20 protein-coding genes and 1 pseudogene are annotated in these 23955 nt (G+C 73.2%); 11 read left to right on the top strand and 10 right to left on the bottom strand.

Features of this window, described 5'->3' with window-relative positions:
• Positions 1–57: 57 nt before the first annotated feature.
• Together ACZ4XX_RS04345 and ACZ4XX_RS04340 are read left to right on the top strand one after the other, a co-directional pair.
• On the top strand, positions 58–1662 hold the full coding sequence (locus ACZ4XX_RS04345; protein ID WP_468506470.1) for a 3-hydroxyacyl-CoA dehydrogenase: 1605 nt from the start codon (positions 58–60) through the stop codon (positions 1660–1662).
• Complete coding sequence (locus ACZ4XX_RS04340) at positions 1659–2252, top strand: TetR/AcrR family transcriptional regulator (protein ID WP_468506469.1); 594 nt, start codon at positions 1659–1661, stop codon at positions 2250–2252. Before ACZ4XX_RS04345 ends, ACZ4XX_RS04340 begins: the two co-directional genes overlap by 4 nt.
• A 256-nt stretch (positions 2253–2508) precedes the next feature.
• On the opposite strand, the gene ACZ4XX_RS04335 is transcribed toward ACZ4XX_RS04340, so the two are convergent.
• Positions 2509–3111 carry an Lrp/AsnC family transcriptional regulator gene (locus ACZ4XX_RS04335; protein WP_106975873.1) on the bottom strand — a complete coding sequence of 201 codons (603 nt, stop codon included), beginning with the start codon at positions 3109–3111 and terminating at the stop codon, positions 2509–2511.
• Positions 3112–3288: 177 nt separating this feature from the next.
• On the opposite strand from ACZ4XX_RS04335, the gene pdhA reads away from it, so the two are divergent.
• From pdhA to ACZ4XX_RS04300, 7 genes are all read left to right on the top strand, one after another.
• Positions 3289–4449 carry a pyruvate dehydrogenase (acetyl-transferring) E1 component subunit alpha gene (gene pdhA, locus ACZ4XX_RS04330; protein ID WP_468506598.1) on the top strand — a complete coding sequence of 387 codons (1161 nt, stop codon included), beginning with the start codon at positions 3289–3291 and terminating at the stop codon, positions 4447–4449.
• Positions 4449–5510 carry an alpha-ketoacid dehydrogenase subunit beta gene (locus ACZ4XX_RS04325; protein ID WP_468506468.1) on the top strand — a complete coding sequence of 354 codons (1062 nt, stop codon included), beginning with the start codon at positions 4449–4451 and terminating at the stop codon, positions 5508–5510. Before pdhA ends, ACZ4XX_RS04325 begins: the two co-directional genes overlap by 1 nt.
• Complete coding sequence (locus ACZ4XX_RS04320; RefSeq protein ID WP_468506467.1) at positions 5510–6919, top strand: dihydrolipoamide acetyltransferase family protein; 1410 nt, start codon at positions 5510–5512, stop codon at positions 6917–6919. Before ACZ4XX_RS04325 ends, ACZ4XX_RS04320 begins: the two co-directional genes overlap by 1 nt.
• A 163-nt stretch (positions 6920–7082) precedes the next feature.
• Positions 7083–8012 carry an NTP transferase domain-containing protein gene (locus tag ACZ4XX_RS04315; protein ID WP_468506466.1) on the top strand — a complete coding sequence of 310 codons (930 nt, stop codon included), beginning with the start codon at positions 7083–7085 and terminating at the stop codon, positions 8010–8012.
• A complete protein-coding gene (locus ACZ4XX_RS04310) occupies positions 8009–9424 on the top strand; it encodes a molybdopterin molybdotransferase MoeA (protein WP_468506465.1) in 1416 nt (471 codons plus the stop codon). Before ACZ4XX_RS04315 ends, ACZ4XX_RS04310 begins: the two co-directional genes overlap by 4 nt.
• Entirely contained in the window at positions 9421–10506 is a 1086-nt protein-coding gene (locus ACZ4XX_RS04305; RefSeq protein WP_468506464.1) for a potassium channel family protein, read from the top strand. The genes ACZ4XX_RS04310 and ACZ4XX_RS04305 overlap by 4 nt, the downstream gene beginning before the upstream one ends.
• 48 nt (positions 10507–10554) lie before the next feature.
• A complete protein-coding gene (locus ACZ4XX_RS04300) occupies positions 10555–11541 on the top strand; it encodes an NAD(P)H-quinone oxidoreductase (RefSeq protein ID WP_468506463.1) in 987 nt (328 codons plus the stop codon).
• Between the two features lie 165 nt (positions 11542–11706).
• On the opposite strand, the gene ACZ4XX_RS04295 is transcribed toward ACZ4XX_RS04300, so the two are convergent.
• The 5 genes and pseudogenes from ACZ4XX_RS04295 to ACZ4XX_RS04275 form a co-directional block, all read right to left on the bottom strand.
• Positions 11707–12255 (bottom strand): bacterial proteasome activator family protein, encoded by a 549-nt coding sequence (locus ACZ4XX_RS04295; protein ID WP_093875180.1) that lies wholly within the window; start codon positions 12253–12255, stop codon positions 11707–11709.
• Positions 12256–12352: 97 nt separating this feature from the next.
• Positions 12353–15220, bottom strand: coding sequence for an ABC transporter permease (locus ACZ4XX_RS04290; RefSeq protein ID WP_468506462.1), 2868 nt, complete (start codon positions 15218–15220; stop codon positions 12353–12355).
• Positions 15217–15951 carry an ABC transporter ATP-binding protein gene (locus ACZ4XX_RS04285; protein WP_468506461.1) on the bottom strand — a complete coding sequence of 245 codons (735 nt, stop codon included), beginning with the start codon at positions 15949–15951 and terminating at the stop codon, positions 15217–15219. Before ACZ4XX_RS04285 ends, ACZ4XX_RS04290 begins: the two co-directional genes overlap by 4 nt.
• 290 nt (positions 15952–16241) lie before the next feature.
• Positions 16242–16871: pseudogene (locus ACZ4XX_RS04280) on the bottom strand (PadR family transcriptional regulator); the annotation flags it as partial.
• 95 nt (positions 16872–16966) lie between these two features.
• On the bottom strand, positions 16967–17089 hold the full coding sequence (locus tag ACZ4XX_RS04275) for a hypothetical protein (RefSeq protein WP_468506460.1): 123 nt from the start codon (positions 17087–17089) through the stop codon (positions 16967–16969).
• A gap of 157 nt (positions 17090–17246) precedes the next feature.
• On the opposite strand from ACZ4XX_RS04275, the gene ACZ4XX_RS04270 reads away from it, so the two are divergent.
• Positions 17247–17726 carry a hypothetical protein gene (locus tag ACZ4XX_RS04270; protein ID WP_468506459.1) on the top strand — a complete coding sequence of 160 codons (480 nt, stop codon included), beginning with the start codon at positions 17247–17249 and terminating at the stop codon, positions 17724–17726.
• 162 nt (positions 17727–17888) lie between these two features.
• Here ACZ4XX_RS04270 and ACZ4XX_RS04265 read toward each other — a convergent pair whose 3' ends face one another.
• Positions 17889–19559 carry a protein kinase domain-containing protein gene (locus tag ACZ4XX_RS04265; protein ID WP_468506458.1) on the bottom strand — a complete coding sequence of 557 codons (1671 nt, stop codon included), beginning with the start codon at positions 19557–19559 and terminating at the stop codon, positions 17889–17891.
• Between the two features lie 275 nt (positions 19560–19834).
• Here ACZ4XX_RS04265 and ACZ4XX_RS04260 point away from each other — a divergent pair, with 275 nt between their 5' ends.
• On the top strand, positions 19835–21454 hold the full coding sequence (locus ACZ4XX_RS04260) for a protein kinase domain-containing protein (protein WP_468506457.1): 1620 nt from the start codon (positions 19835–19837) through the stop codon (positions 21452–21454).
• A gap of 34 nt (positions 21455–21488) precedes the next feature.
• On the opposite strand, the gene ACZ4XX_RS04255 is transcribed toward ACZ4XX_RS04260, so the two are convergent.
• The 3 genes from ACZ4XX_RS04255 to ACZ4XX_RS04245 all read right to left on the bottom strand — a co-directional run bounded on the left by ACZ4XX_RS04255 (position 21489) and on the right by ACZ4XX_RS04245 (position 23941).
• Positions 21489–22487 carry a phosphotransferase gene (locus tag ACZ4XX_RS04255; RefSeq protein ID WP_468506597.1) on the bottom strand — a complete coding sequence of 333 codons (999 nt, stop codon included), beginning with the start codon at positions 22485–22487 and terminating at the stop codon, positions 21489–21491.
• Between the two features lie 132 nt (positions 22488–22619).
• Complete coding sequence (locus ACZ4XX_RS04250) at positions 22620–23072, bottom strand: pyridoxamine 5'-phosphate oxidase family protein (RefSeq protein ID WP_468506456.1); 453 nt, start codon at positions 23070–23072, stop codon at positions 22620–22622.
• A 209-nt stretch (positions 23073–23281) separates the two neighbouring features.
• Positions 23282–23941 (bottom strand): response regulator, encoded by a 660-nt coding sequence (locus tag ACZ4XX_RS04245; protein ID WP_468506455.1) that lies wholly within the window; start codon positions 23939–23941, stop codon positions 23282–23284.
• Positions 23942–23955: the final 14 nt, after the last annotated feature.

The raw sequence follows: 23955 nt of genomic DNA, 5'->3' as shown, positions 1-23955 counted from the left end.
GTCGGGACAAGGGGGCCTGTCGATCCTGTGGAGAACCCATCGGGGAGGATCACTCCTATGAGCGCCAACGTGACCGTCAGGGGGAGCGACGACGTGACCGCCAGTGAGCCTGCCGCCGCCGTGGAAGCATCCGAAGCCGCAGCCGGAGGGGCCCTGCCCGTCGGGCGCGACCGGACCGTCGCCGTCGTCGGCACCGGCACCATGGGCCAGGGCATCGCCCAGGTCGCGCTGGTAGCCGGCCACCCCGTGCGGCTGTACGACAGCGCTCCCGGCCGCGCCGAGGAGGCCGTGGCCGCCCTCACCGCCCGCCTCGACCGCCTCGTCGAGAAGGGGCGTCTCGACGCCACCGCGCGCGAGGCGGCCGTCGGCCGCCTGTACGCCGCCCAGGACCTCGCGGAGCTCGCGGACGCGGCACTCGTCGTCGAGGCGATCGTCGAGCTGCTGCCCGTCAAGCAGCAGCTCTTCGCCGACCTGGAGAAGGTCGTCGGCGACGACACCGTCCTCGCCACCAACACCTCCTCGCTCTCCGTCACCGCCATCGCGGGAGGCCTGCGGCTGCCCGGCCGGTTCGTCGGACTGCACTTCTTCAACCCGGCGCCGCTGCTGCCCCTCGTCGAGGTCGTCAGCGGCTTCGCCACCGAGCCGGACGTCGCCACGCGCGCGTACGAGACGGTGAAGGGCTGGGGCAAGACCCCGGTGCGCTGCGCGGACACCCCCGGTTTCATCGTGAACCGGGTCGCCCGCCCCTTCTACGCGGAGGCGCTGCGGGTCTTCGAGGAGGGCGCGGCCGACCCGGCCACCATCGACGCGGCCCTGCGCGAGTGCGGCGGCTTCAGGATGGGTCCGTTCGAGCTGACCGACCTCATCGGTCAGGACGTGAACGAGGCCGTCACCCGCTCCGTCTGGGAGTCCTTCTACCAGGACCCCAAGTTCACGCCCTCGCTCGCGCAGCGGAGGCTCGTGGAGTCGGGGCGCCTCGGCCGCAAGACGGGCCGGGGCTGGTTCTCGTACGCGGAGGGCGCCGAGCGGCCCGAGCCGCACACGGCGGCGCCCGCGGAGGCGCCGGAGCGGATCGCGGTACGGGGTGACCTCGGGCCCGCGGAGCCGCTGATCGGGCTCTTCGAGGCGGCCGGGATCACTGTCCGGCGCAAGGGCGGCAACGGGTACATCCTGCTCCCCGGCGGCGGCAGGCTCTGCCTCGTCGACGGCGAGACCTCCTTCGAGTACGACACCGACGAGATCATCTACTTCGACCTGGCGCTCGACTACGCGCGCGCGTCCCGGATCGTGCTCTCCGCCCGTGAGGGGACCTCGGACGAGACGCTCGCGGAGGCGGTCGGTCTCTTCCAGGCGCTCGGCAAGCAGGTGTCGGTGATCGGCGATGTGCCGGGCATGATCGTCGGCCGTACGGTCGCCATGCTGGCCGACCTCGCGGCCGATGCCGTCGACCGGGGCGTCGCCACCGCCGAGGACGTGGACACCGCCATGCGGCTCGGCGTCAACTACCCGGCCGGCCCGCTGGAGTGGGCCGGGAAGGTGGGCCACGCGCGCGTGAGGGGCCTCCTCGACGCGATGCACGACCGCTACCCCACGGGCCGGTACGCGCCGAGCCTGGCCACGGCGCGCCGGGGCTGCGCCGAGGACGCGGAGGACTCCCGATGACCACCGTCAAGCGCGACACGTACACCCCCGAGACGCTGCTCTCGGTCGCCGTGCGGGTGTTCAACGAGCGCGGCTACGACGGCACGTCCATGGAGCACCTCTCCAAGGCGGCCGGGATCTCCAAGTCGTCGATCTACCACCACGTGTCCGGCAAGGAGGAGCTGCTGCGGCGGGCGGTCAGCCGTGCGCTCGACGGGCTCTTCGCGATCCTCGACGAGCCGGACGCGGGACGCGGCCGGGCCGTCGAGCGGGTCGAGTACGTCACGCGCCGCACGGTGGAGGTGCTGATCGCGGAGCTGCCGTACGTGACGCTGCTGCTGCGGGTGCGCGGCAACACCGGCACCGAGCGGTGGGCCATGGAGCGGCGGCGCGAGTTCGACCACAAGGTGGCAGACCTGCTCAAGGCGGCCGCCGAGGAGGGCGACCTGCGGGCCGATGTGGACATCCGGCTCGCGACCCGACTGCTCTTCGGCATGATCAACTCGCTGGTGGAGTGGTACCGGCCGCATCCGGACGCGACGGCGGAGCGCGAGCAGCTCGCCGAGACCGTCGCGCACCTGGCGTTCGACGGGCTGCGGACGGTTCGCTGAGGGCCCGGTCGGGGCCGACGGGGCCGGGGACCGGGGCAGGGACGGCCTTCCTATGCGGACGGCCTTCCTGTCGCGGAGACCCTTCCTGCCTCTCGACGGCCCAGGACGGCCCCTCGACGGCCCAGGACGGCTCAGGACGGCCCAGGAACGGCCCAGGACGGCTCAGGACGGCTCAGGACGGCCCGGGACGGCCCGTCGAGGGGCCGTCCTCCGTCGTGGGCGGACGCCGGGTTCCGGGCCGCCCGGCACCCGGCGTTCAGGCGTGCGGGTCCGTGTTGAGGTCCGTCTCCTCGAAGACCAGCAGCGTGCGCGTGGACAGCACCTCGGGGATCGCCTGGATCCGGGTGAGCACCAGCTCGCGCAGCGTCCGGTTGTCCGGCGTGTGCACCAGCAGCAGCACGTCGAAATCGCCGCTGACCAGCGCGATGTGCGTGGCCCCCGGCAGCGCGCCGAGCTGCTCGCGTACCGTGCGCCAGGAATTCTGGACGATCTTGAGCGTGATGTAGGCGGAGGCGCCGTGGCCCGCCCGCTCGTGGTTGACCCGGGCGCTGAATCCGCGGATCACCCCGTCGTCGATGAGCCGGTTGATGCGCGCGTAGGCGTTGGCCCGGGAGACGTGCACCCGCTCGGCGACGGAGCGTACCGAGGCGCGACCGTCCGTTTGCAGCAGTCGCAGGATGTCCCGGTCGATCGCGTCCAGCGGGCGTGCCGGAAGGGCGCCCGTCGGCGTGCCGATCGGGGCGCTCAGGGCCTCGCCGGGCACCTCGCTCCCGGTCCCGCGGAGCGCGCCGCCCGGGTCGCCGCCCGTCTCGTCGTCCGGAGCCCCGCTCCGGTCGACGGCCATTTGTTCATCCGCCATGTCCCCCCGCCTCTCTCCGGTGGACGACCTGTACTCATCCCAGGCTGTGGAGAACCGTTTGTCCACAGGCTGCAGGTGCCTGTAGCCAAAATGCCTCCACGACCGAACAATCGGTAGGTGAGGCGCGCCACACTCGCGCCACCCGCCTTCGGGTCTTATGCCCGCTCCCACGAGGAGGTGGACTCGTTGCAACAGCGCAGTTCGACAGTCCAAGAGCCGCCCGGTGCCGTTCCCGCCTACCGGCCGACCCCGCCGCCGGCGTGGCAGCCGCGTACCGACCCCGCCCCGCTGCTGCCCGACACCGAGCCGCTGCGCGTGCTCGGCACGGACGCCGTGGCCGACGCCGACCCCGCGCTGCTGCTCCGGCTCTACGCGGAGCTGATCCGCGGCCGCCGGTACAACACGCAGGCCACCGCCCTCACCAAGCAGGGCCGGCTCGCCGTGTACCCGTCCACCCACGGCCAGGAGGCGTGCGAGATCGCCGCCGCCCTCGCCCTGGAGAAGCGGGACTGGCTCTTCCCCTCGTACCGCGACACCCTGGCCGCGGTCGCCCGGGGCCTCGACCCCGTGCAGGCCCTGACCCTGCTGCGCGGCGACTGGCACACCGGGTACGACCCGCACGAGCACCGCATCGCGCCGCTCTCCACGCCGCTGGCCACCCAGCTCCCGCATGCTGTGGGCCTCGCCCACGCCGCGCGGCTCAAGGGCGACGACGTCGTCGCGCTCGCCATGGTCGGCGACGGCGGCACCAGCGAGGGCGACTTCCACGAGGCTCTGAACTTCGCGGCCGTCTGGCAGGCCCCCGTGGTCTTCCTCGTGCAGAACAACGGCTTCGCGATCTCCGTACCGCTCGCCAAGCAGACCGCCGCCCCGTCCCTGGCCCACAAGGCCGTCGGATACGGGATGCCCGGCCGGCTCGTCGACGGCAACGACGCGATCGCCGTCCACCAGGTGCTCAGCGAGGCCGTGGCCCGCGCGCGGCGCGGCGGCGGCCCCACCCTCGTCGAGGCGATCACGTACCGGATCGACGCCCACACCAACGCCGACGACGCCACCCGCTACCGTGCGGCCGGCGAGGTCGAGACCTGGCGGGCGCACGACCCGATCCTGATCCTCGAAAGGGAACTGACGGAGCGGGGCCTGCTCGACGAGGACGGCAGGCGCGCGGCGGCCGAGGCCGCCGAGACGATGGCCGCGGAGCTGCGCGAGCGGATGAACGCCGACCCGGTGCTGAACCCGATGGACCTCTTCTCGCACGTGTACGCGGAGCAGACCACGCAGCTGCGGGAACAGGCGGCGCAGCTGCGCGCCGAGCTCGAAGCCGAGGGTGAGGCGTGATGACGACGGCGACGACCGGATCCACGGCGGGCAGGACCGCCGGGAACGCCGGTAAGGGCGGGGCCGGGAAGGCCAAGCCCGCCACGATGGCGCAGGCGCTCCAGCGCGCCATGCGGGACGCGATGGCCGAGGACCCGACCGTCCATGTGATGGGCGAGGACGTCGGCACCCTCGGCGGGGTCTTCCGGGTCACCGACGGGCTCGCGAAGGAGTTCGGCGAGGACCGCTGCACGGACACCCCGCTGGCCGAGGCCGGCATCCTCGGCGCGGCCGTCGGCATGGCCATGTACGGCCTGCGGCCGGTCGTCGAGATGCAGTTCGACGCGTTCGCCTACCCGGCGTTCGAGCAGCTGATCTCCCATGTGGCGAAGATGCGGAACCGGACGCGCGGCGCGATGCCGATGCCGATCGTCATCCGCGTCCCGTACGGCGGCGGGATCGGCGGCGTCGAGCACCACAGCGACTCCTCCGAGGCCTACTACATGGCCACCCCGGGACTCCATGTCGTCACCCCGGCCACCGTCGAGGACGCCTACGGGCTGCTGCGCGCGGCCATCGCCTCCGACGACCCGGTGGTCTTCCTGGAGCCCAAGCGGCTCTACTGGTCCAAGTCCGACTGGTCCCCCGAGGCCCCCGCGGCCGTGGAACCGATCGGAAGGGCCGTGGTGCGACGGCGGGGCACCGGCGCCACGCTGATCACCTACGGTCCCTCCGTGCCCGTCTGTCTGGAGGCGGCGGAGGCCGCGCAGGCCGAGGGCTGGGACCTGGAGGTCGTCGACCTGCGCTCGCTCGTCCCCTTCGACGACGAGACGGTCTGCGCCTCGGTGCGGCGCACCGGCCGCGCGGTCGTCGTCCACGAGTCGACGGGCTTCGGCGGCCCCGGTGCGGAGATCGCCGCGCGCGTGACGGAGCGCTGCTTCCACCACCTGGAGGCGCCGGTGCTGCGGGTCGCGGGCTTCGACATCCCGTACCCGCCGCCGATGCTGGAACGGCACCATCTGCCGGGCGTCGACCGGGTCCTGGACGCGGTGGCGCGACTGCAGTGGGAGGCGGGAAGCTGATGGCACAGGTGCTCGAGTTCAAGCTGCCCGACCTCGGTGAGGGACTCACCGAGGCGGAGATCGTCCGCTGGCTGGTCGCCGTCGGCGACGTCGTCGCCATCGACCAGCCGGTCGTCGAGGTCGAGACGGCCAAGGCCATGGTCGAGGTGCCCTGCCCGTACGGCGGAGTCGTCACCGCCCGGTACGGCGAGGAGGGCACCGAACTGCCCGTCGGCGCCCCGCTCCTGACCGTCGCGGTGGGCGGCACGGGCGCGCCGGAGGAGCTCGCGGAGGCGGCTCCGGGTACGGCCCCCACGGTGGGCGGGACCGCCGCCGGGTCCGCCGTGTCGTCCGAGCACTCGGGCAATGTGCTCGTCGGGTACGGCACGGCCGAGCCCGCGGCCCGGCGCCGCCGGGTACGGCACGAGAGCCACGCCGTGGCGAAGACCCCCACCCCCGCACCCGCCCTTGCCGCGGCGCCCGCCGCGGTGGCCGCTCCGGCTCCCGTCTCGGTGCCCGTCTCGGGCCAGGAGGGTCCGGTGCCGGTCATCTCGCCGCTCGTGCGGAAGCTGGCCAGGGACCGGGGGCTCGATCTGCGTGAGGTGCGTGGATCGGGGCCCGAGGGCCTGATCCTGCGGGCCGATGTGGAGCTGGCCATCGCGTCCCTGGAGCGGCCCGTCGCCGCGTCGGCGCCCGCCCGGGCCGCGGCGCCCGCGTCGGCGCCCTCCGCGGTCGCTTCGGCCGGTGAGCGGGTGCCGCTGCGCGGGGTCCGTGGCGCCGTGGCGGACAAGCTGTCGCGCAGCCGTACGGAGATCCCGGACGCGACCTGCTGGGTGGACGCCGACGCGACCGAGCTGATGGCCGCGCGGGCGGCGATGAACGCGGCGGGCGGCTCGAAGATCTCCCTGCTCGCGCTCCTCGCCCGGATCTGCGTCCACGCCCTGGCACGGTTCCCCGAGCTCAACTCCACCGTGGACATGGCGGCCCGGGAGATCGTCCGGCTGCCGGCCGTGCATCTCGGCTTCGCCGCCCAGACCCCGCGCGGCCTGGTCGTCCCCGTGGTCAAGGACGCGGGGAGCCGGACGGCCGAGTCGCTGACGGCGGAGTTCGCCCGGCTGACGGAGGCCGCACGGGAGTCGGCGCTCACGCCGGCCGATCTGACGGGTGGCACGTTCACCCTGAACAACTACGGGGTGTTCGGGGTCGACGGGTCCACGCCGATCATCAACCACCCCGAGGCCGCGATGCTCGGCGTCGGCCGGATCATCCCCAAGCCCTGGGTGCACCAGGGTGAACTGGCCGTACGCCAGGTGGTGCAGCTCTCGCTCACCTTCGACCACCGCGTCTGCGACGGCGGCACGGCGGGCGGCTTCCTGCGGTACGTGGCGGACTGCGTCGAGCAGCCCGCGGTCCTGCTCCGCACGCTCTGACGGCCGGTACTCCGGCGGGACCTGCCCGGTCCCGCCGGATTCCTTCCCGGACCGTTCCTCGGACGGTCCGGGGACCCGTCCGACGTCCGGTCCGCCACCCGCGCCGTCTCACCAAGGGAGACGCGCCCGACGGCGGGAAGGGGCGGCGGACCATACTGCTGGGGTGACCACCCCCCATGACGCCGTCGTACTCGCCGGCGGCGCCGCCCGGAGACTCGGCGGTGCCGACAAGCCCGGCGTGAGGGTCGGCGGCCGGGCGCTCCTCGACCGGGTCCTCGCCGCGTGCCGCGGCGCGGACCGGACCGTGGTCGTCGGCGATCGCCGCCCGACCGTCCGGCCCGTCCGCTGGACCAGGGAGGACCCGCCCGGCGGAGGGCCGCTCGCCGCCCTCGACGCGGGAGTACGGGAGATCGGTGCGGGCACCCGCGCCGGTGCCGGAGCCGGTGGCGGTGCCGGAACCCGTAGCGGTGCCGAGGTCGGGGAGACCGGGGCCGATGTTCTGCTCGTTCTCTCCGCCGACCTGCCCTTCCTCGACGAGGACACCGTCCGCCGACTGCTCGGGGCACTCGCCGACGCCCCCGACGCCGAGGCCGCGCTCCTCACCGACGCCGGGGGACGGGACCAACCGCTCGTCGGCGCCTACCGAACGGCCCCGCTCCGGCGGGAGTTGGCGCGGATCACCGAGGAACGCGGCACCCTCGCCGGCGGACCGCTGCGGCAGCTCACCGGCGCACTGCGCCTGACCCGGGTCGCCGCCGGGCCCCTCGCCTCCTTCGACTGCGACACCTGGGAGGACATCGCCACGGCCCGGGCCCGCATCAGGGAGCATGGGACCGTGCTGGATGAATGGATCACCGCAGTCAAGGACGAACTGGGCATCGAGCTGGACGTCGACACCGGCGTACTGCTCGATCTGGCCCGCGACGCCGCTCATGGAGTGGCCCGCCCCGCCGCACCCCTGACCACCTTCCTGGTCGGATACGCGGCGGCGCGCGCGGGCAGCGAGGGCGGTCCCGAGGCGGTCGCCGAGGCCGCCCGCAAGGCCGCCGCGCTGGCCCAGCGCTGGGCCGCCGAGCAGGACGAGGCCGGATGACCCTGAAGGAGCCCCTCCCGGTGGGCCCCGGAACCGACGCCGCGAAGGCCGGGCAGCCGCACCGGGCCACCGCCTGGCCCGAAGCCCGCGCCGCGGCCGTCCGTGCCGGGGCCTCCGCGCGGGCCGGCCGGGCGACGCTCGGCGTACCCCTCGGGCAGGCACTCGGCCAGGTCCTGGCCGAGCCGCTGCTCGCCCTCACCGACCTGCCGCCCTTCGACACCTCCGCCATGGACGGCTGGGCGGTCGCGGGTCCCGGGCCCTGGACCGTACGCGCGGAGGGCGCCGTCCTCGCCGGACAGACGTCCGCGGCCGTGGCCGCCGACGGCGAGGCCGTACGGATCGCCACCGGCGCCCGCGTCCCCGCCGGGACCACCGCCGTCGTCCGTACCGAGCACTCACAGACCGAGCACTCACGTACCGAGCACTCACAGACCGAGCGCTCACGTACCGAGGGAGCGCTGCTGCACGCCCTGCGCGAGGTCGTGCCGGGTCAGGACATCCGGCCCCGCGGCCAGGAGTGCCGTGCGGGCGACGAGCTGCTGCCCGCGGGCACCGTCGTGACGCCCGCCGTGCTCGGCCTCGCCGCGGCCGCCGGCTACGACGAGCTCCCCGTACCGCCGCGCCCCCGGGTCGAGATCCTGGTCCTCGGCGACGAGCTGCTCACGTCGGGGCTCCCCCACGACGGCCTGATCCGCGACGCCCTCGGCCCCATGCTCGGCCCGTGGCTGACGGCGCTCGGTGCCGAGGTCCTCGCCACCCGCAGGATCGGTGACGAGGCCGAGGAGCTGTACACGGCCGTCACCGGTTCCGCCGCCGACCTGGTCCTCACGACCGGCGGGACCGCCGCCGGGCCCGTGGATCACGTCCACGGCGTGCTGGACAAGGCCGGCGCGACCCTCCTGGTCGACGGTGTGAAGGTGCGGCCCGGCCACCCGATGCTGCTCGCCCGCCTCGCCACCGAGCCCACCCCGCCCGAGCCCGCCCCGCCCGCGCACACCCCGCCCGAGCCCACCCGGCCCGCGGACGTACGGCCCGCGCACGTGCGGCATCTCGTCGGGCTCCCCGGCAACCCGCTCGCCGCCGTCTCCGGGCTTCTGACGTTGGCGCAGCCTCTCCTGGCCGCCCTGACCGGGGCCGCGCCAGAGGCGCCCGCCCCGCTCCGCGTACCCGTCCGGGACGAGGTGCACGGGCACCCGTACGACACACGGCTCGTCCCGGTCGTCCGCCGTGGTGGACGTGCCGTGCCCCTGCGCTACAACGGACCGGCCATGCTCCGGGGCATCGCCGCCGCCGACGGCCTGGCCGTCGTCCCGCCCGGCGGCGCCCGCCCCGGCCAAGAGTTGGATGTCCTCGACCTTCCCTGGCCGGCGGCCGAGGGGGCCGTACCGGCCCAAGGAGCGTGTTTCACGTGAAACTTCCCAGTCGCGACGCGATGGCCCGCAACGCGGACGAGCGGATCTCCGGTCCGCAGATCAGGCTGCCGCGCCGACAGGTCGAGCGGCCCCTGCGCCAGGTCGGCAAGCGGCTCCTGATGGCCCTCGGCGTCCTGGCCGTGACGATCCTCATCGTCTACGTCGACCGCGAGGGCTACCACGACAACGCGAACGAGACGCTCGACTTCCTCGACTGCGCCTACTACGCGACCGTCACGCTCTCCACCACCGGATACGGCGACATCGTCCCGTACAGCGACACGGCGCGGCTCGCCAACATCCTGCTGGTCACGCCCCTGCGCGTGCTGTTTCTGATCATCCTGGTCGGCACCACCCTCGAGGTCCTCACGGAGCGGACCCGCGAGGAGTTCCGGCTGAACCGCTGGAGGTCCACCTTGCGCGACCACACCGTCATCGTCGGCTTCGGCACCAAGGGGCGGTCCGCTATCCAGACGCTCTGCGCGACCGGCCTGAGCAAGGACCAGATCGTCATCGTCGATCCCTCCAACAAGGTGATCGAGACGGCCAACGCGGACGGCTTCGTCGGCGTGGTCGGCGACGCGACCCGCAGCGACGTGCTGCTCCGGGCCGAGGTCCAGCGGGCCCGGCAGATCGTGATCGCCACCCAGCGCGACGACACGGCCGTCCTGGTCACCCTCACGGCCCGACAGCTCAACCGGGGCGCGAAGATCGTCGCCGCGGTCCGCGAGGAGGAGAACGCGCCGCTGCTGCGCCAGTCCGGCGCGGACGCGGTCATCACCAGCGCCAGCGCCGCCGGGCGCCTGCTCGGTCTGTCCGTGCTGAGCCCCAGCGCCGGCACGGTGATGGAGGACCTCATCCAGCAGGGCTCCGGCCTCGACCTGGTGGAACGCCCGGTGACCAAGAGCGAGGTCGGGAAGAGCGTGCGGGAGACCGGCGACCTGGTCGTGAGCGTGCTCCGCGGCCACCGGCTGCTCGGTTACGACGATCCCGCGGCCAGCCCGCTCCAGCTCACCGACCGGGTGATCACCATCGTGCGTGCCGCGCCGGTCACCCCGCTCAGGACGCCGCCGGAGGACTGAGCCCGGTGCACCGCGCCCCCGGCCGGTGCCGGGAGTAGCCTCGCCGCCATGTATGCGATCACGATTCCGGAACCCGGTGGCCCCGAGGCCCTCGTCTGGGCCGAGGTGCCCGATCCCGCGCCCGGCGAGGGCGAGGTCCTCGTCGAGGTGGTGGCGAGCGCCGTCAACCGCGCTGATCTGCTGCAGCGCCAGGGCTTCTACGACCCGCCGCCGGGCAGCTCGCCGTACCCCGGCCTGGAGTGTTCGGGCCGGATCGCCGCACTCGGCCCGGGGGTGGCCGGCTGGGCCGTCGGCGACGAGGTCTGCGCGCTTCTCGCCGGCGGCGGCTACGCGGAGAAGGTCGTCGTCCCCGCGGGGCAGCTGCTTCCGGTGCCTGAGGGCGTCGACCTCGTCACGGCCGCGGCGCTCCCCGAGGTCGCCTGCACCGTCTGGTCCAACATCTTCATGATCGCGCACCTGCGGCCCGGCGAGACTCTGCTCGTGCACGGCGGTGCGAGCGGGATCGGCACGATGGCGATCCAGCTGGCGAAGGCGATCGGGGCTCGGGTCGCGGTCACCGCCGGTGGCCCCCGGAAGCTGGCGCGCTGCGCCGAGCTCGGCGCGGACATCCTCATCGACTACCGCGAGCAGGACTTCGTCGAGGAGCTGGCCAAGGCGACGGACGGGGCGGGTGCGGACGTCATCCTGGACATCGTCGGCGCCAAGTACCTGGAGCGGAACGTGAAGGCGCTGGCCGTGAACGGCCGGCTCGTCGTCATCGGCCTCCAGGGCGGCGTCAAGGGCGAGCTGGACCTCGGAGCGCTGCTCGCGAAGCGCGCCGCGGTCATGGCGACCACGCTGCGGGCCCGCCCGGCGGACGAGAAGGCGGCGATCGTGGCCGCCGTACGGGAGCACGTCTGGCCGCTGATCGGCGCGGGCACGGTCAGGCCTGTCGTCGACCGGACGCTCCCGCTGAACGACGCCGCCGAGGGCCACCGGGCGCTGGAGTCCGGCACCCACGTGGGCAAGGTCCTGCTCGTGGCCCCTCGGGGCTGACGGGGCGGCGCAAGGACAAGGTCCTGCTCGTGGCCCCTCGGGGCTGACGGGGCGGCGCAAGGGCAGGTCCTGCTCGTGGCCCCTCGGGGCTGACGGGCGCGGCCTCGCGAGGAGGGGCCCGGCACACAGAGTGCCGGGCCCCTCTCGTACGTCCTCCGCCGTGGCCTACAGGTACGGCCCCGAGCGGACCGCGTGCCCATGGCCGTGGTCGTCGTCGTCATCGTCGTGCGACGCACCCGGCGGGAGCGCCCTGCGCATCTGCTCCAGCTGGGCGCGGGCCGCCATCTGCTGGGCGAAGAGCGCCGTCTGGATACCGTGGAAGAGGCCCTCCAGCCAGCCCACCAGCTGCGCCTGCGCGATGCGCAGCTCCGCCTCGGAGGGGATCGCCTCATCGGTGAAGGGCAGGGAGAGCCGCTCCAGTTCCTCGACCAGTTCGGGCGCGAGCCCGTCCTCCAGCTCCTTCACGGAGCTGGCGTGGATGTCCTTGAGCCTCACCCGGCTGGCCTCGTCGAGAGGTGCCGCGCGTACTTCCTCCAGGAGCTGCTTGATCATGCTGCCGATCCGCATGACCTTCGCAGGCTGCTCGACCATTTCCGTCACCGGGACCTCGCGGGGTTCGTCGTCGCCCTGAGTGCCGCCGAGCGCCATCCCGTCCTGTCCCACGATGAGGACCTGGGGGCTCTCCTGCGACCTGTCATTCCTCGGCATCTCCATGCCGCCATTCTCTCGTACACATGCGTCACCACGAGGTGTGCCCCCGCACGAGGGTGATCCACCCTCGTGCGGGGGCACAGGACGACAACGAAGACCGTCAGGTCGCCTCGCGCCGGGAGAGCGCGCCGCGCGAGCGGGTCACCAGGGCGGCGAGCAGCGCGGCACCCACGGGTACGGCGACCAGCAGGCCGACGAGGGTCTCCCAGGGGATGACGATCGGAACGTACGGCACGTCCGAGGCCGCGCTCCAGCCCTGGGCGACGGCGTCCTCGTGCCAGCTGATCTGCTGCCGCTCGTCGCTCAGCCGGAGACCCATCGCGGGCAGCACTCCGGCGGCGGAGCCGAGGATCACGCCCATCGCGGCGACGACGCCGCACTGGAAGCCGCTGAGGGTCCGGCGGACCCGGGGCGGGGCGCCCACGGCGGCGAGCGTCTTCAGGTCGGCCTCGGCGTCGGCCTGGGCGAGCCCGGTGGCGATGCCGGCGGCGCCGATGGTGACGAGCCCCGCGAAGATCGCCAGCGACAGCAGGATCAGGCTGTAGGCGTTGACGAATCCTTCCTCCACATAAAGCTCGACGTTGCTGCCGAGCTTGGTGAGCTCGCCGTCGAGCTTCTGGCGTGCCTCGGTGTCGGGCAGCCGGTCGGTGCTGGCGTACGTGCCCAGCGGCACCGTCGCGAGACCGGCGGCCTTGGCGGTGGCCGGAGTGATCAGGGCCTGGACCCCGTAGGACTTCTTGTCGCCGGGCACCTGGTAGGCGGGCAGGGAGGTGACCTTGCCGGGAGTGGGCCTGCCCTGCTCGGAAGCCTTGTCGGCGGCGGCGACGTCGGTGATCTGCTTGATCCCGTACGTGCCGTTCTTGTCGATGTTGACGGGGTTGAAGCTGACGACCTTGCCGTCCTCGAGCGCCTTCACGGTCGCGGGGGCGTCGAGGCCGAGCACCTTCAGGAGCGCGGCGTCACCGACGAGCAGCCCGCCGTCGGAGACGTACATCCTTCCGCTGCTCACGCCCTCCTTGCACCGCCAGTCCTCGGTGAGCATCTTCCGGCGCTGCTCGGGCGTGAACTTCTCCGAGGGGTCTCCGCCGCCGGGGACCGACGCGTACATGGGGCATTCGTTCGCCGGCGGGACGACGATCTCGAAGCGTCCGCAGCCGGGGGCGCTGTCCCACGGCTGGCAGCTGGGCTTGCCGACGGTGATGCGCGAGACATCGGCGCGGACGTCGACGGGAACGAACCGCTGGATCGCCTCGCGGACCGCGGGGACGTCCCGGCCGCCCTCCTCGTTGACGAACGCGGCGACGGTTCCGTGCGGCATCTGGGCGGTGTACTCGGCCCGGCGCTGGGCCTCCTCGCTGGCCATGTACGTGGAGACGGCGACCGTACCGGCGACGGCGGCGAGGACGGCGGCGACGGCGGGTGCCGTACGGCCCCGGTTGCGCACGGCGTCCCGCAGCGCGAGCCGCGGCGACAGCGGCAGCCAGCGCCCGGCCCGCCCGAACAGGCCCACCAGGGCCGGGGTCATGGCGACGACGCCCAGCTCGGCGAGGGCCGAGCCGCCGGCCACCACGATGAACTGCTGGCTGACCATGGTGCCGAAGAGTGCGATGGCGCCGCCGATCAGGAGGGCCGCGAGGCCGACCAGGGGCAGTACCCGGCTGCTGCGGCGGACACCGCGCCGGCCGGTGAGCGAGGCGAGGACGGTCTGCCGGGAGGCGGTGATCGCCGGCACGATGGCGGCGAGCAGGCCGGTCAGCACGGCGAGCAGCGCGATGCCGAGGATTTCGAGCGGCCGGACGTCGAAGGCTCCGAACCGCTGCCCCATGGTCTCCTCGAGGTACGGCTGGAGCGCCTTGGTGAGGATCACGGCGAGGACCGTACCGGTGACCGCCGCGGCGACACCGATGACCAGGCCGCCGCTCAGCACGATGGCCCGGATGTGGCTGCGGGCACCGCCGTTGGCACCGACCAGACCGAGCTGACGGCGCGAGCGACGGGCGCCGACCGCGAAGGCGGGTCCGGCGAGCAGACAGATCTCCAGCATCGCCAGACCGACGACGGTGCCGAGGGCGGCGAGTTCGCCGGCGTTGGCGCCCGCGCTGGCCTCGAAGTTGGCCCAACCGTCCTTCTGGTAGAGCGGGACCTCGGAATCGGCGGGCGGATCGAGGATCACGGCACGCGAGGAGACGATGACACCCTTGGTGTTGAGCTCCTTGACCATGTTCCACGTGAAACCACCGGACGCGCGCACCAGGTACGTGGTGCTGGTGTCGGGCTTCTGCAGACCGGCCTTCTCGGCGGCCTTCGCGTACGGGGCGAGGAAGGCCCCGGGGAGCGCGTTGACCTGGTCGGCGTTCAGATCGTCCGGAATCTCGTAGGAGCCGACGATCCGATACGGGCGGTCGAAGTTGCGTGCGGAAAGGGTCTCGCCGACGGACAGACCGCTGCTCTCCAGGAAGTGCGCGGTCGCGACGACCTCGTCGTTCTTCTCCGGGTAGCGACCCTCCAGGAGGGTCGTGATGCCGCGGGCCATCGGATCGGCCGCCTTGAGCTCACGCACCTGGGAGACGAGCAGACCGTGCTTCGTCGTCAGCTTGGCCGTGCCGGAGCTGTCCGTGAGGACCGTGGAACCCGCGGGGAAGGTCTTGGTGACATCGGTGGGGCCGCTCGGCCACGCCGTGTCCTGGTAGTCCTTGGCCGGCGTGTTCATCTCGCCGAGCGGGTCCTGGAAGATCGGTACCCCGCCGTAGCCGGAGTCCGTGAACTGGGCGTCGGCCGCGCCGATCATGCGGTCCGCCCGCTCGGAGGGGGACAGCTCCGAGCTGCGGAAGGTCAGATCGAGGGCGCTGACACCCAGGATCGGCAGGGCGATCATGGCCAGGACGAGGGCGCTGCGGCCCTTGGAACGCCAGGCGTCGCGGCGGGCGATCCGGATCGCGGCCCGCCAGGAGTGGAGCCAGCTCTTCACGCCTCAGCCACCTGGCCCGACAGCAGGGAATCGGCCTCGCTGCGCACGGTCTGGTCGACGATCGCGCCGTCCCGCAGGAACACGACCCGGTCCGCCCAGGCCGCGAACCGCGGCTCGTGGGTGACGAGGACACCGGCGGCGCCGGCGTCGCAGCGGCTGCGGAGCAGGGCCAGCACGGACTCGCCGGTCTCGGAGTCGAGGGCGCCGGTCGGCTCGTCGGCGAGGACGAGCCGGCGTTCGCCGACGAGGGCGCGGGCGATGGCCACGCGCTGCTGCTGGCCGCCGGACATCTCGTCGGGGAAGCGGTCGGCGAGGTGGCCGAGGCCCATCTCCTCCAGCGCCTTGAGGGCCTCGACGCGCGCCTTGCGGGAGGAGGTCCCGTCCAGCTCGCGCGGGAGGGCCACGTTCTCGGCGGCGGTGAGCGCGGGGATGAGGTTGTAGTCCTGGAAGACGTAGCCGATGCTGCGGCGGCGCAGGGCCGCGAGCTCCTTGACGCTCGCCGTGGTGATGTCGGTGTCCTCGACCGTCACGCGGCCCGAGGTGGGGGTGTCGAGCCCGCCGGCGATGGTGAGGAGCGTGGACTTGCCGGAGCCGGACGGGCCCATGACGGCGACGAGTTCACCCGGGTACACGGCGAGGTCGATGCCGCGCAGGGCATGCACCTCGGTGGCACCCGCGCCATGGACGCGGGTCAGGTTCTGGAGTTGCAGCACGGGCTGCTGTGCGGACATGAGGGGTCCCCCCTTGGGCGTACCCGGCGGTCGGCCGGGTACGGGAGCGAGCGGTGGAAAGGTGATGTGGGAGTGGTACGGCGTGCGGTGCGCGGGCCGTACGGCGGGTGAGGCGCGGGCGGTGCGGGCGGGGCGCGACCGTGCGGTCAGTGCGCCCCGGCCACGCGGGGCGTGGCCTCGGGTGGTGCGGTCTCGGGTGGTGCGGCTTCGGTGGGCGCTGCGTCGGCGCCGGTCGGGGCGGTCGCGGTCGACGCCTCCGCGGTCCGGGTCTCGGCGGTGCTCCCGGTCCCGGCAGTTCCCCCGGCGGTGCCTCCGAGAGTGCCCCCGGCAGCGCCCGCGGCCGTGGTCGCCGTGGCGGACCCGGTGCCCGCGGTCGTCGCCGAGAGGCGGATCAGCCGGGACTCGCAGTGGTCCAGCCAGCGTGCCTCGGCCTCGGTCTGGAAGATCAGCTGCTCCAGGACGAGCAGCCAGGCGACGTCGTCCCGCTCCCGCGCCCCGCCGCTCTCGACGGCGACGAGCGCCTGGGCCTTGAGGCGGGTGTAATCCTGCATGGCCTTCACGGTGTGCCGGCGCTGGGACTGGATGACGTCGCGGATGTCGACGCCGGAAGCGCCGACGGCCATGGCGAGCTTGATGGCCAGCTCGTCACGGGCGGGGCTGGTGCGGTCCACGGGCTTCTCGAACCAGGTCCTGAGTTCGGCGCGGCCGCTGTCCGTGATCGCGTAGAGCGCGTGTCCGGCCGCGTCCTCGCCCCCCTGGGCGACCATGCCGTCGCGCTCGAGCCGACTGAGGGTCGTGTACACCTGGCCCACGTTCAGCGGCCAGGTGGAACCGGTGCGGGACTCGAACTCCGTACGGAGCTGGGAGCCGTACCGAGGGCCGCGTTCGAGGAGGGCGAGAAGCCCGTGGCGGATCGACATACTCAGTATGTATACCGGGTATGCCGTCGCGGACAACCGTCCTGAGACGGAAGGGCCACGTCCGTCTCAAGGGGGACCCGGGCGGGCCGAGAGGCTCAGCGGCGCCGCATCCGGAGCCCGAGGAATCCGATTCCGAGCCCCATCAGGGCCAGGCCGACCCCCAGCGTGAGCACGGGAATCCGCTGGTCGACGAGGGGCGACGCGGATTCGGACGCCATCCGCGGCTGGGCGCCCGGCCGGCTGGCGGGTGCCGCCTCCGGGACGAGGGCCTCCTCCTCGCGTACCTCCTCGGCCTCCTGTCCGACGCCTTCGGGGGCCTCGGGGCTCTCCGGGTCTGTTGCAGTTTCGGTACGAGAGGCCTCCGACGACGGGGCTGTGTCGCCCGCCGGAGACGGCGGCACGGAGCGCCCGGGCCTCGGCCGCCCCTCACCCGCGGGCCGGCCCGCCAGCGACGCGGAGCCCTCGGGAGAGGGTGCGTCGCTGGGCTCGGGGCGCGGCGGGGCGGAGGACGCCGCCCCGGTACCGGTGGGCGCGGGGGCGGGCGGCGCGGGCGTACCGGCACCCCAGGTCCGCCCAGGAGAGGCCGGGGCGGAGGCGGACGGGGAGGCCGTGACCGTCGCGGAGGGCGTGACGGAGGAGGGCGACGGGGTGACGGGCGTCGCGGTGGGCGAGGACGGGAGCGGCGTGGGGGCCGACGGCGCGGTCGGGGCCGTGGCCCCCACCGAGCTGACGGGCGCCTCGGCTCCGTACGCGAGCGGCTCCCCGTACAGGACGCACGCGCAGGCGAACAAGCAGGTGAGAGCGGGTCCGAGGACCTGCGCCCGTGCCCTGCGGAGTGCTGGAGTCACCGGGTGACCCCCTCCCGTACCGAGCCGCCGAGATAGTGAACTCAGCGTCACATGTCGGGCGGCTTCCGGCATCCGGGACAGGGGCAGTAGACGTAAAGGGGCGTCAGGAGGAGTGAAGACGGGGCTCACCCGAGGAGGAACGCGGCGACGAAGTGAGGACGGGTCCGTTCTACTGCGGCGGGTTGCCCGTCGAGACCTTCAGGGTGAACTCGGCGTCCTTGTCGGTGATGTCCTCACCGGCCGGCGGGTACTGCTCCAGGACCGTGCCCTCGCCGTAGGTGGACTCGTCCACCGGGGTCTGGGTCATGATCTTCCAGCCGGCGGCCTGGACGCAGTCCTTCACCGACTGGAGGTTCTTGTAGGTGAAGTTGGGGACCTCGAACTTCTCCGGGTCGTCGCTCGACTCCGTCGGCTGGCTGCACTTCTTCGGGTCGATCGTCTTGGTCAGGTCCGGGCCCTTGTGGCCGGGGGCCGCCGACTGGCTCTGCTGGGTCTCCGTGCCGCCCGTGCCGCCGGCCTTCGGGTCTTCCTTGTCGTTGAGGTTGAGCGCCACGACGAGGCCGCCGATCGCGAGCAGCGCGACGACGGCCGCGCCCACGATCACCGGGGTGTTCCGCCGCGAACCGCCGCCCGTCGAGGTGGGCGCCGGCGTGTGCACCGGGGCGTACGGCGCGGGGGTGGGCGCCTGGTACGAGGGCTGCGGGGCGGGGGACGGGGTCTGGTAGGCCGGAGCGTGCGTCGGCACCTGCTGCGGGTAGCCGTACGAGGGGGCGGGCGCCGGGGTGGCCGGACCGTACGGTCCCGGCTGCGGCGTCGGCGGCTGATAGGGGTGCTGGACCCCGTGCGGCCCGGTGTGCGGGACCGGCGGCGGGGCCTGGCCGACGGGCGGGAAGACCGCCGAGCCGACGCCCGCACCGCTGCTGACGGGACCGCCGGGGACGATCACCGGGGCACCGGTCTGACCGGCGGAGAGCACCCGGAGGCACTCGTCGCGCATCGCGGCCGCGCTCGGGAACCGCTCGTTCGGGTTCTTTCGCAGCGCGCGGGCGACGAGCGCGTCCATCGCCGGCGTCACCGCCCGGTTGACGGTCGACGGGGCGACCGGCTCCTCCTGTACGTGCGCGTAGGCGATGGCCAGCGGGGAGTCGGCGTCGAAGGGCAGCCGGCCCGTCAGCAGCTGGAAGAGCATGATGCCGACCGAGTAGAGGTCGGAGCGGGCGTCGACCGCGCGCCCGAGGGCCTGCTCGGGGGAGAGGTACTGAGGGGTGCCGACGACCATGCCGGTCTGGGTCATCGACGTGACGCCGGACTGCATGGCCCGCGCGATGCCGAAGTCCATGACCTTGACCACGCCGCGCTTGGTCTGCATCACGTTGCCGGGCTTGATGTCGCGGTGGACCAGGCCCATCTCGTGGCTGACCTCGAGGGCGGCGAGCACATCGGCCGTGACCTTCAGCGCCTTGTCGGCCGGCATCGCGCCGTACTGCCGGATGTCCGAGGCGAGGACCGAGCCGAGCGGCTGCCCCTCCACGTACTCCATGACGATGTACGGCATGACGGCGCCGTCGAGGGTGTCCTCGCCGGTGTCGAAGACCGAGACGATGTTGGTGTGCGACAGCTTCGCGACCGCCTGCGCCTCGCGGCGGAAGCGCTCGCGGAAGGACGCTTCCCGGCCGAGTTCGGTGTGCAGCGTCTTGATGGCGACCTGGCGGTCGAGTGCGCTGTCGTAGGCCAGGTAGACCGACGCCATGCCGCCCTCGCCGAGAAGGTCGCGCAGCTGGTACCGGCCGCCCGCGACCGAACCGCCCGCATAGCGGCCCTGTGCGCCGTCCTGGCTCATCTGTGCTTCCCCCTACGCGCGCGTGGCGGCGTTGATCCGGAATTTCCTGGCCAAGTCTGCCCGAGGGCAGTGACACGTCAAGCCGGGTGCCCGTTCCGTGACCCTCCGCACAGGAAGGTTCTCCGAACCGTTTCCGCGGGGGCGGAGGAATCCTGCCGAATTTGCACAGGTGTACGTGGAAGGGGTTGGATGGCCGGTCCATCTCGGACCGTGGTGTCGTACGGAGCCTGTAGCGTGACGACTGGACACGGCACGACAGACGACGGCGAGGACTGATGGCACCCGAATCCGGAGCAGGCGGCGGTGCGCCGGACTCGTCGGCTGAGTCCTGGGGCGTCGGCGGGGTCGTCGGCGACGGCCGCTACCGGCTGACGCACCGTCTGGGACGCGGCGGCATGGCGGAGGTCTTCGCGGCCGAGGACGTACGGCTCGGCCGTACGGTCGCGGTCAAGCTCCTCCGCGCCGATCTCGCCGAGGACCCGGTCTCCAAGGCGCGCTTCACCCGCGAGGCGCAGTCGGTCGCCGGGCTCAACCACCACGCGATCGTCGCGGTCTACGACTCCGGCGAGGACCTCGTGGCCGGCCGGCCCGTGCCGTACATCGTGATGGAGCTGGTCGAGGGCCGCACCATCCGCGACCTGCTGCTCAGCGCCGAGGCCCCCGGACCCGAGCAGGCCCTCATCATCGTCTCCGGAGTCCTGGAGGCGCTGGCCTACTCGCACCAGCACGGCATCGTGCACCGCGACATCAAGCCGGCGAACGTGATCATCACCCACGGCGGCGCCGTGAAGGTCATGGACTTCGGCATCGCCCGTGCCCTGCACGGCGCGCAGTCGACGATGACCCAGACCGGCATGGTCATGGGCACCCCGCAGTACCTCTCCCCGGAGCAGGCGCTCGGCAAGGCCGTCGACCACCGCTCCGACCTGTACGCGACGGGCTGCCTCCTCTACGAACTCCTGGCGCTGCGGCCCCCGTTCACCGGTGAGACCCCGCTGTCCGTCGTGTACCAGCACGTCCAGGACGTGCCGGTCCCGCCGTCCGACGTCACGGGGTCCGTGCCGCCGGAGCTGGACGGTCTGGTGATGCGCTCGCTCGCGAAGGACCCGGACGACCGGTTCCAGAGCGCCGAGGAGATGCGCGGCCTCATCCAGTACGGCCTGCAGATGCTCCAGCAGCAGGGCGGTCACACCGGCATGTGGAACACCGGGCCGGTCGAGGCGCACGACGGTGGTCACACCCCGGTCGGCGGCATGGCCGCGACGACCGCGATGGGCCACCCCATGCACGGCGAGACCTCCCAGGGCCCGATCCTTCCCCCGCGGAACCCGGACGACGGCGGCGTCGGCGGGTACAACGGCTACGACGGCGGTACGGGCGGGAACGGCGGCTACGGCCAGGACGGCTCGCACGGCGGTGGCAACGGCCGCCGCGGCAAGATCCTGCTGTTCGCCGCGCTCGCGCTGGTCGCGGTCGTCGCCGGTGTCGTCTACGCCCTGGACAAGGCGGGCGACCCGGGCAACCAGAAGGGCCGCACGCCGACGCCGACGGTCAGCACCTCGCCGTCGACGCCCTCGGAGGAGCCGACGCCCTCGGAGGAGCCCTCCGAGGAGCCGTCGACCGACCAGGGCACGTCCGACGGGGGCGTCACGGAGGCTCCGTGGCCGCCGCAGACCACGTACCAGCCGCCGACCCAGCAGCCGACCACGACTCCGCCGACGACCGAGCCGTCGAAGACGACCGAGCCGACCACGGATCCCACGGACGAGCCGACCGAGCCGACGGATCAGCCCACGGATCCCACGGACTCGCCGACGCCCGAGACGCCCACCGACCCCACCGGCGGTGGCAACAACACGGACCCGCCGCCGACGGACGGCACCGAGACCGGCTGACCGGGCCCGGCCCGGACCCCGGCCCGGACCCGCCTCACCCCGCGAAGGCGTCGCTCACCGCCTCGTACTCGCGGGTCCACCAGACCGCCAGGGCCGACACCGCAGGAAACTGCGGGTCGGCCCTTCGGTCGTGCAGCTGGTAGCGCCAGCGCAGGGTCCAGAAGTCGTTGAGCCGCTCCCACCACACCCGGTGCGCCGCCGCAGCCAGCTCGGCGCGGTCGGCGCCGGTCGCCCGCCGGTACGCGCGCGCGTACGCCCGCACCTTCTCCAGCGCCAGCTCACCCCCCGGCCGTACGAAGAAGATGGCGGCCGCCCTGACCGCCTCCTCCGCCCTCGGGCGGACCCCGAGCCGGTCCCAGTCGACGATCGCGGCGGGCTCGGCGCCCCGGTAGAGCAGGTTCAGCGGGTGGAAGTCGCCGTGCACCCAGCCGGCGGCCGCGGCGGGCGGCGGCCGGTGGTGGGCGTGCTGGGCGAGGAGTCGGCGGCGCTCCCTGAGCCGGTGCTCGGCGAGCGCGTCGAAGCTGTCGCGGGGGCGGTGTGCGCGGGCCAGGCGGATCAGCTCGTCGATGGCCCGGAAGGTGTCCTGGAGGTCGGCGCTGGCGCAGACGCCGTCGTCGGCCGTGCCGGGCGCCCCGTCGGGCCCCGAGGGCTCCATGACCCGGTCCAGGGCGGTGTGGACCTGCCCGAGGAGGGTGCCGAGGCGCCGGGAGCAGCCCGTGGAGAGCTGGGTGCCGTCGCGGTGGCGGCCGTCGATCCAGGGGTGCAGGGCGTAGCAGTGGCCGTCGACGACGGCGACCGTGCGGCCGGTGGTGTCGGGCAGCGGCGGGGCGACGGGCAGGCCGAGGGCGTGCAGCCGCTGGGTGGCGCGGTGCTGGCGGGCGATGGTGGCGCGGTCGGCGGTGGGGGCGTCGAGGTGCTGCTTGAGGAAGTAGGTGCCGCGGGTCGTGGAGAGGCGGAAGCCGCGGTTGAGGAGCCCCTCGGCGACGGGAACGCAGGAGAGGGGTTCTCCGGCGTGCCGGTGGCGGCGGAGCAGGGCGCCGACCGGTGGTGCGGGTGGGGCGGCGGCGGGTCGGGTGGCGCCCGGTCGACCATCGGTCCGTGGGGCGGGCGGTTCGGCCGGTGGAGTGAGCGGTTCAGATGAGCGCGGCACCCGCCAGATGTTAGATCACGCTACGTGGTGGAGGTGTCGCCGGACGGAGTGGGCGGCGGGACGGGTCACCGGGGTCTCGCTCGCGTAGTCGAGCGCGTGCACCGTCACGAACTGCGGTTCGATCCGCATGTAGACCGGGTCGAAGGCCTCGCCGTCCACCAGCTCCGGCTCGGTGCCGAAGTCCGCGAGCTCCTCGGCGGTCGGCTCGACGATCTCGGCGGTTCCTGTGAACTGCACGGACCAGAGGCTCGCGGATCCGGAGCTGAAGTTGTCCGCGCCGTAGGCGACGACGCTGCCGTTGCAGGCGCGGTGGTAGCCGAGGCCCCGGTGCAGCCGGAGCAGGACGCGGCCGTCGGTCACGATGTGGCGGGCGGGGGCGACGAACGGCATCGCCCGCATGCTCGTCGCCACCCGGCCGTACGACACGCGGCTGAGCAGCTCGATGGCGCGGATCTCGTCGGTGGGCATGGCATCCACTCTCCGCCACCGGCACCGTGTCGGAAAAGGGGCCCCTGCCCCGGTTTCGCGGGGACGTAGGTCCCGAATCGGGGCGGTCGGCCGCGCCCCGGCCCGTACGGGTGAGGGGCCCGACCGGCCGCCCCGGCGTCACCGACGCCCGGAGGCGGGCTCCGGGCCCCGTCGACGCCCGGAGGCCGGCTCCGGGGTCCCGCCGTGCGTCAGTGGCGCTCCGCCTGGAGCCGCGCCACGTAGGCGGCGGCCTGCGAGCGCCGCTCCATGCCCAGCTTCGACAGCAGGCTGGAGACATAGTTCTTGATGGTCTTCTCCGCGAGGTGGAGGCGCTCGCCGATGACCCGGTTGGTCAGACCCTCGCCGATCAGGTCCAGGATCCTGCGCTCCTGATCCGTCAGATTGGCGAGCTTGTCGTCACGCTTCGGATTGTTGCCGTCGCGCAGCCGCTCCAAGACGCGGGCGGTCGCCACCGGGTCGAGCAGCGACTTGCCGGCCGCCACGTCCCGCACCGCGTTCAGGAGTTCGTTGCCGCGAATGGCCTTGAGGACATAACCCGAGGCCCCGGCCATGATCGCGTCGAAGAGCGCCTCGTCGTCCGCGTACGAGGTCAGCATCAGGCACTTGATGCCCTCGTCCTGCGAACGGATCTCGCGGCACACCTCCACCCCGCTGCCGTCCGGCAGCCGGACGTCGAGCACGGCGACGTCGGGGCGGGTCGCAGGGATCCTGACCAGTGCGTCCGCCGCCGTTCCGGCCTCTCCGACCACCTCGATGTCGTCCTCCACGGAGAGCAGCTCGTGGACGCCACGCCGGACGACTTCGTGGTCGTCCAACAGAAATACCCGGATTTTTCCATCTTCGCGCACGCAGTCAGTCTCAC

It is taken from the genome of Streptomyces sp. NPDC029956 (assembly GCF_055574655.1).
The sequence above is the reverse complement of the archived record's forward strand: the minus strand, read 5'-3'. Positions and strand labels throughout refer to the sequence as shown.

What these genes read in the sequence shown, in the direction of transcription:
- ACZ4XX_RS04345 (WP_468506470.1), top strand. Translation starts at nt 58, where the DNA reads ATGAGCGCCAACGTGACCGTCAGGGGGAGCGACGACGTGACCGCCAGT.
- ACZ4XX_RS04340 (WP_468506469.1), top strand. Translation starts at nt 1,659, where the DNA reads ATGACCACCGTCAAGCGCGACACGTACACCCCCGAGACGCTGCTCTCG.
- ACZ4XX_RS04335 (WP_106975873.1), bottom strand. Translation starts at nt 3,111, where the DNA reads ATGGCGGATGAACAAATGGCCGTCGACCGGAGCGGGGCTCCGGACGAC.
- ACZ4XX_RS04325 (WP_468506468.1), top strand. Translation starts at nt 4,449, where the DNA reads ATGACGACGGCGACGACCGGATCCACGGCGGGCAGGACCGCCGGGAAC.
- ACZ4XX_RS04320 (WP_468506467.1), top strand. Translation starts at nt 5,510, where the DNA reads ATGGCACAGGTGCTCGAGTTCAAGCTGCCCGACCTCGGTGAGGGACTC.
- ACZ4XX_RS04310 (WP_468506465.1), top strand. Translation starts at nt 8,009, where the DNA reads ATGACCCTGAAGGAGCCCCTCCCGGTGGGCCCCGGAACCGACGCCGCG.
- ACZ4XX_RS04300 (WP_468506463.1), top strand. Translation starts at nt 10,555, where the DNA reads ATGTATGCGATCACGATTCCGGAACCCGGTGGCCCCGAGGCCCTCGTC.
- ACZ4XX_RS04295 (WP_093875180.1), bottom strand. Translation starts at nt 12,255, where the DNA reads ATGGAGATGCCGAGGAATGACAGGTCGCAGGAGAGCCCCCAGGTCCTC.
- ACZ4XX_RS04285 (WP_468506461.1), bottom strand. Translation starts at nt 15,951, where the DNA reads ATGTCCGCACAGCAGCCCGTGCTGCAACTCCAGAACCTGACCCGCGTC.
- ACZ4XX_RS04275 (WP_468506460.1), bottom strand. Translation starts at nt 17,089, where the DNA reads ATGGCGTCCGAATCCGCGTCGCCCCTCGTCGACCAGCGGATTCCCGTG.
- ACZ4XX_RS04265 (WP_468506458.1), bottom strand. Translation starts at nt 19,559, where the DNA reads ATGAGCCAGGACGGCGCACAGGGCCGCTATGCGGGCGGTTCGGTCGCG.
- ACZ4XX_RS04260 (WP_468506457.1), top strand. Translation starts at nt 19,835, where the DNA reads ATGGCACCCGAATCCGGAGCAGGCGGCGGTGCGCCGGACTCGTCGGCT.
- ACZ4XX_RS04250 (WP_468506456.1), bottom strand. Translation starts at nt 23,072, where the DNA reads ATGCCCACCGACGAGATCCGCGCCATCGAGCTGCTCAGCCGCGTGTCG.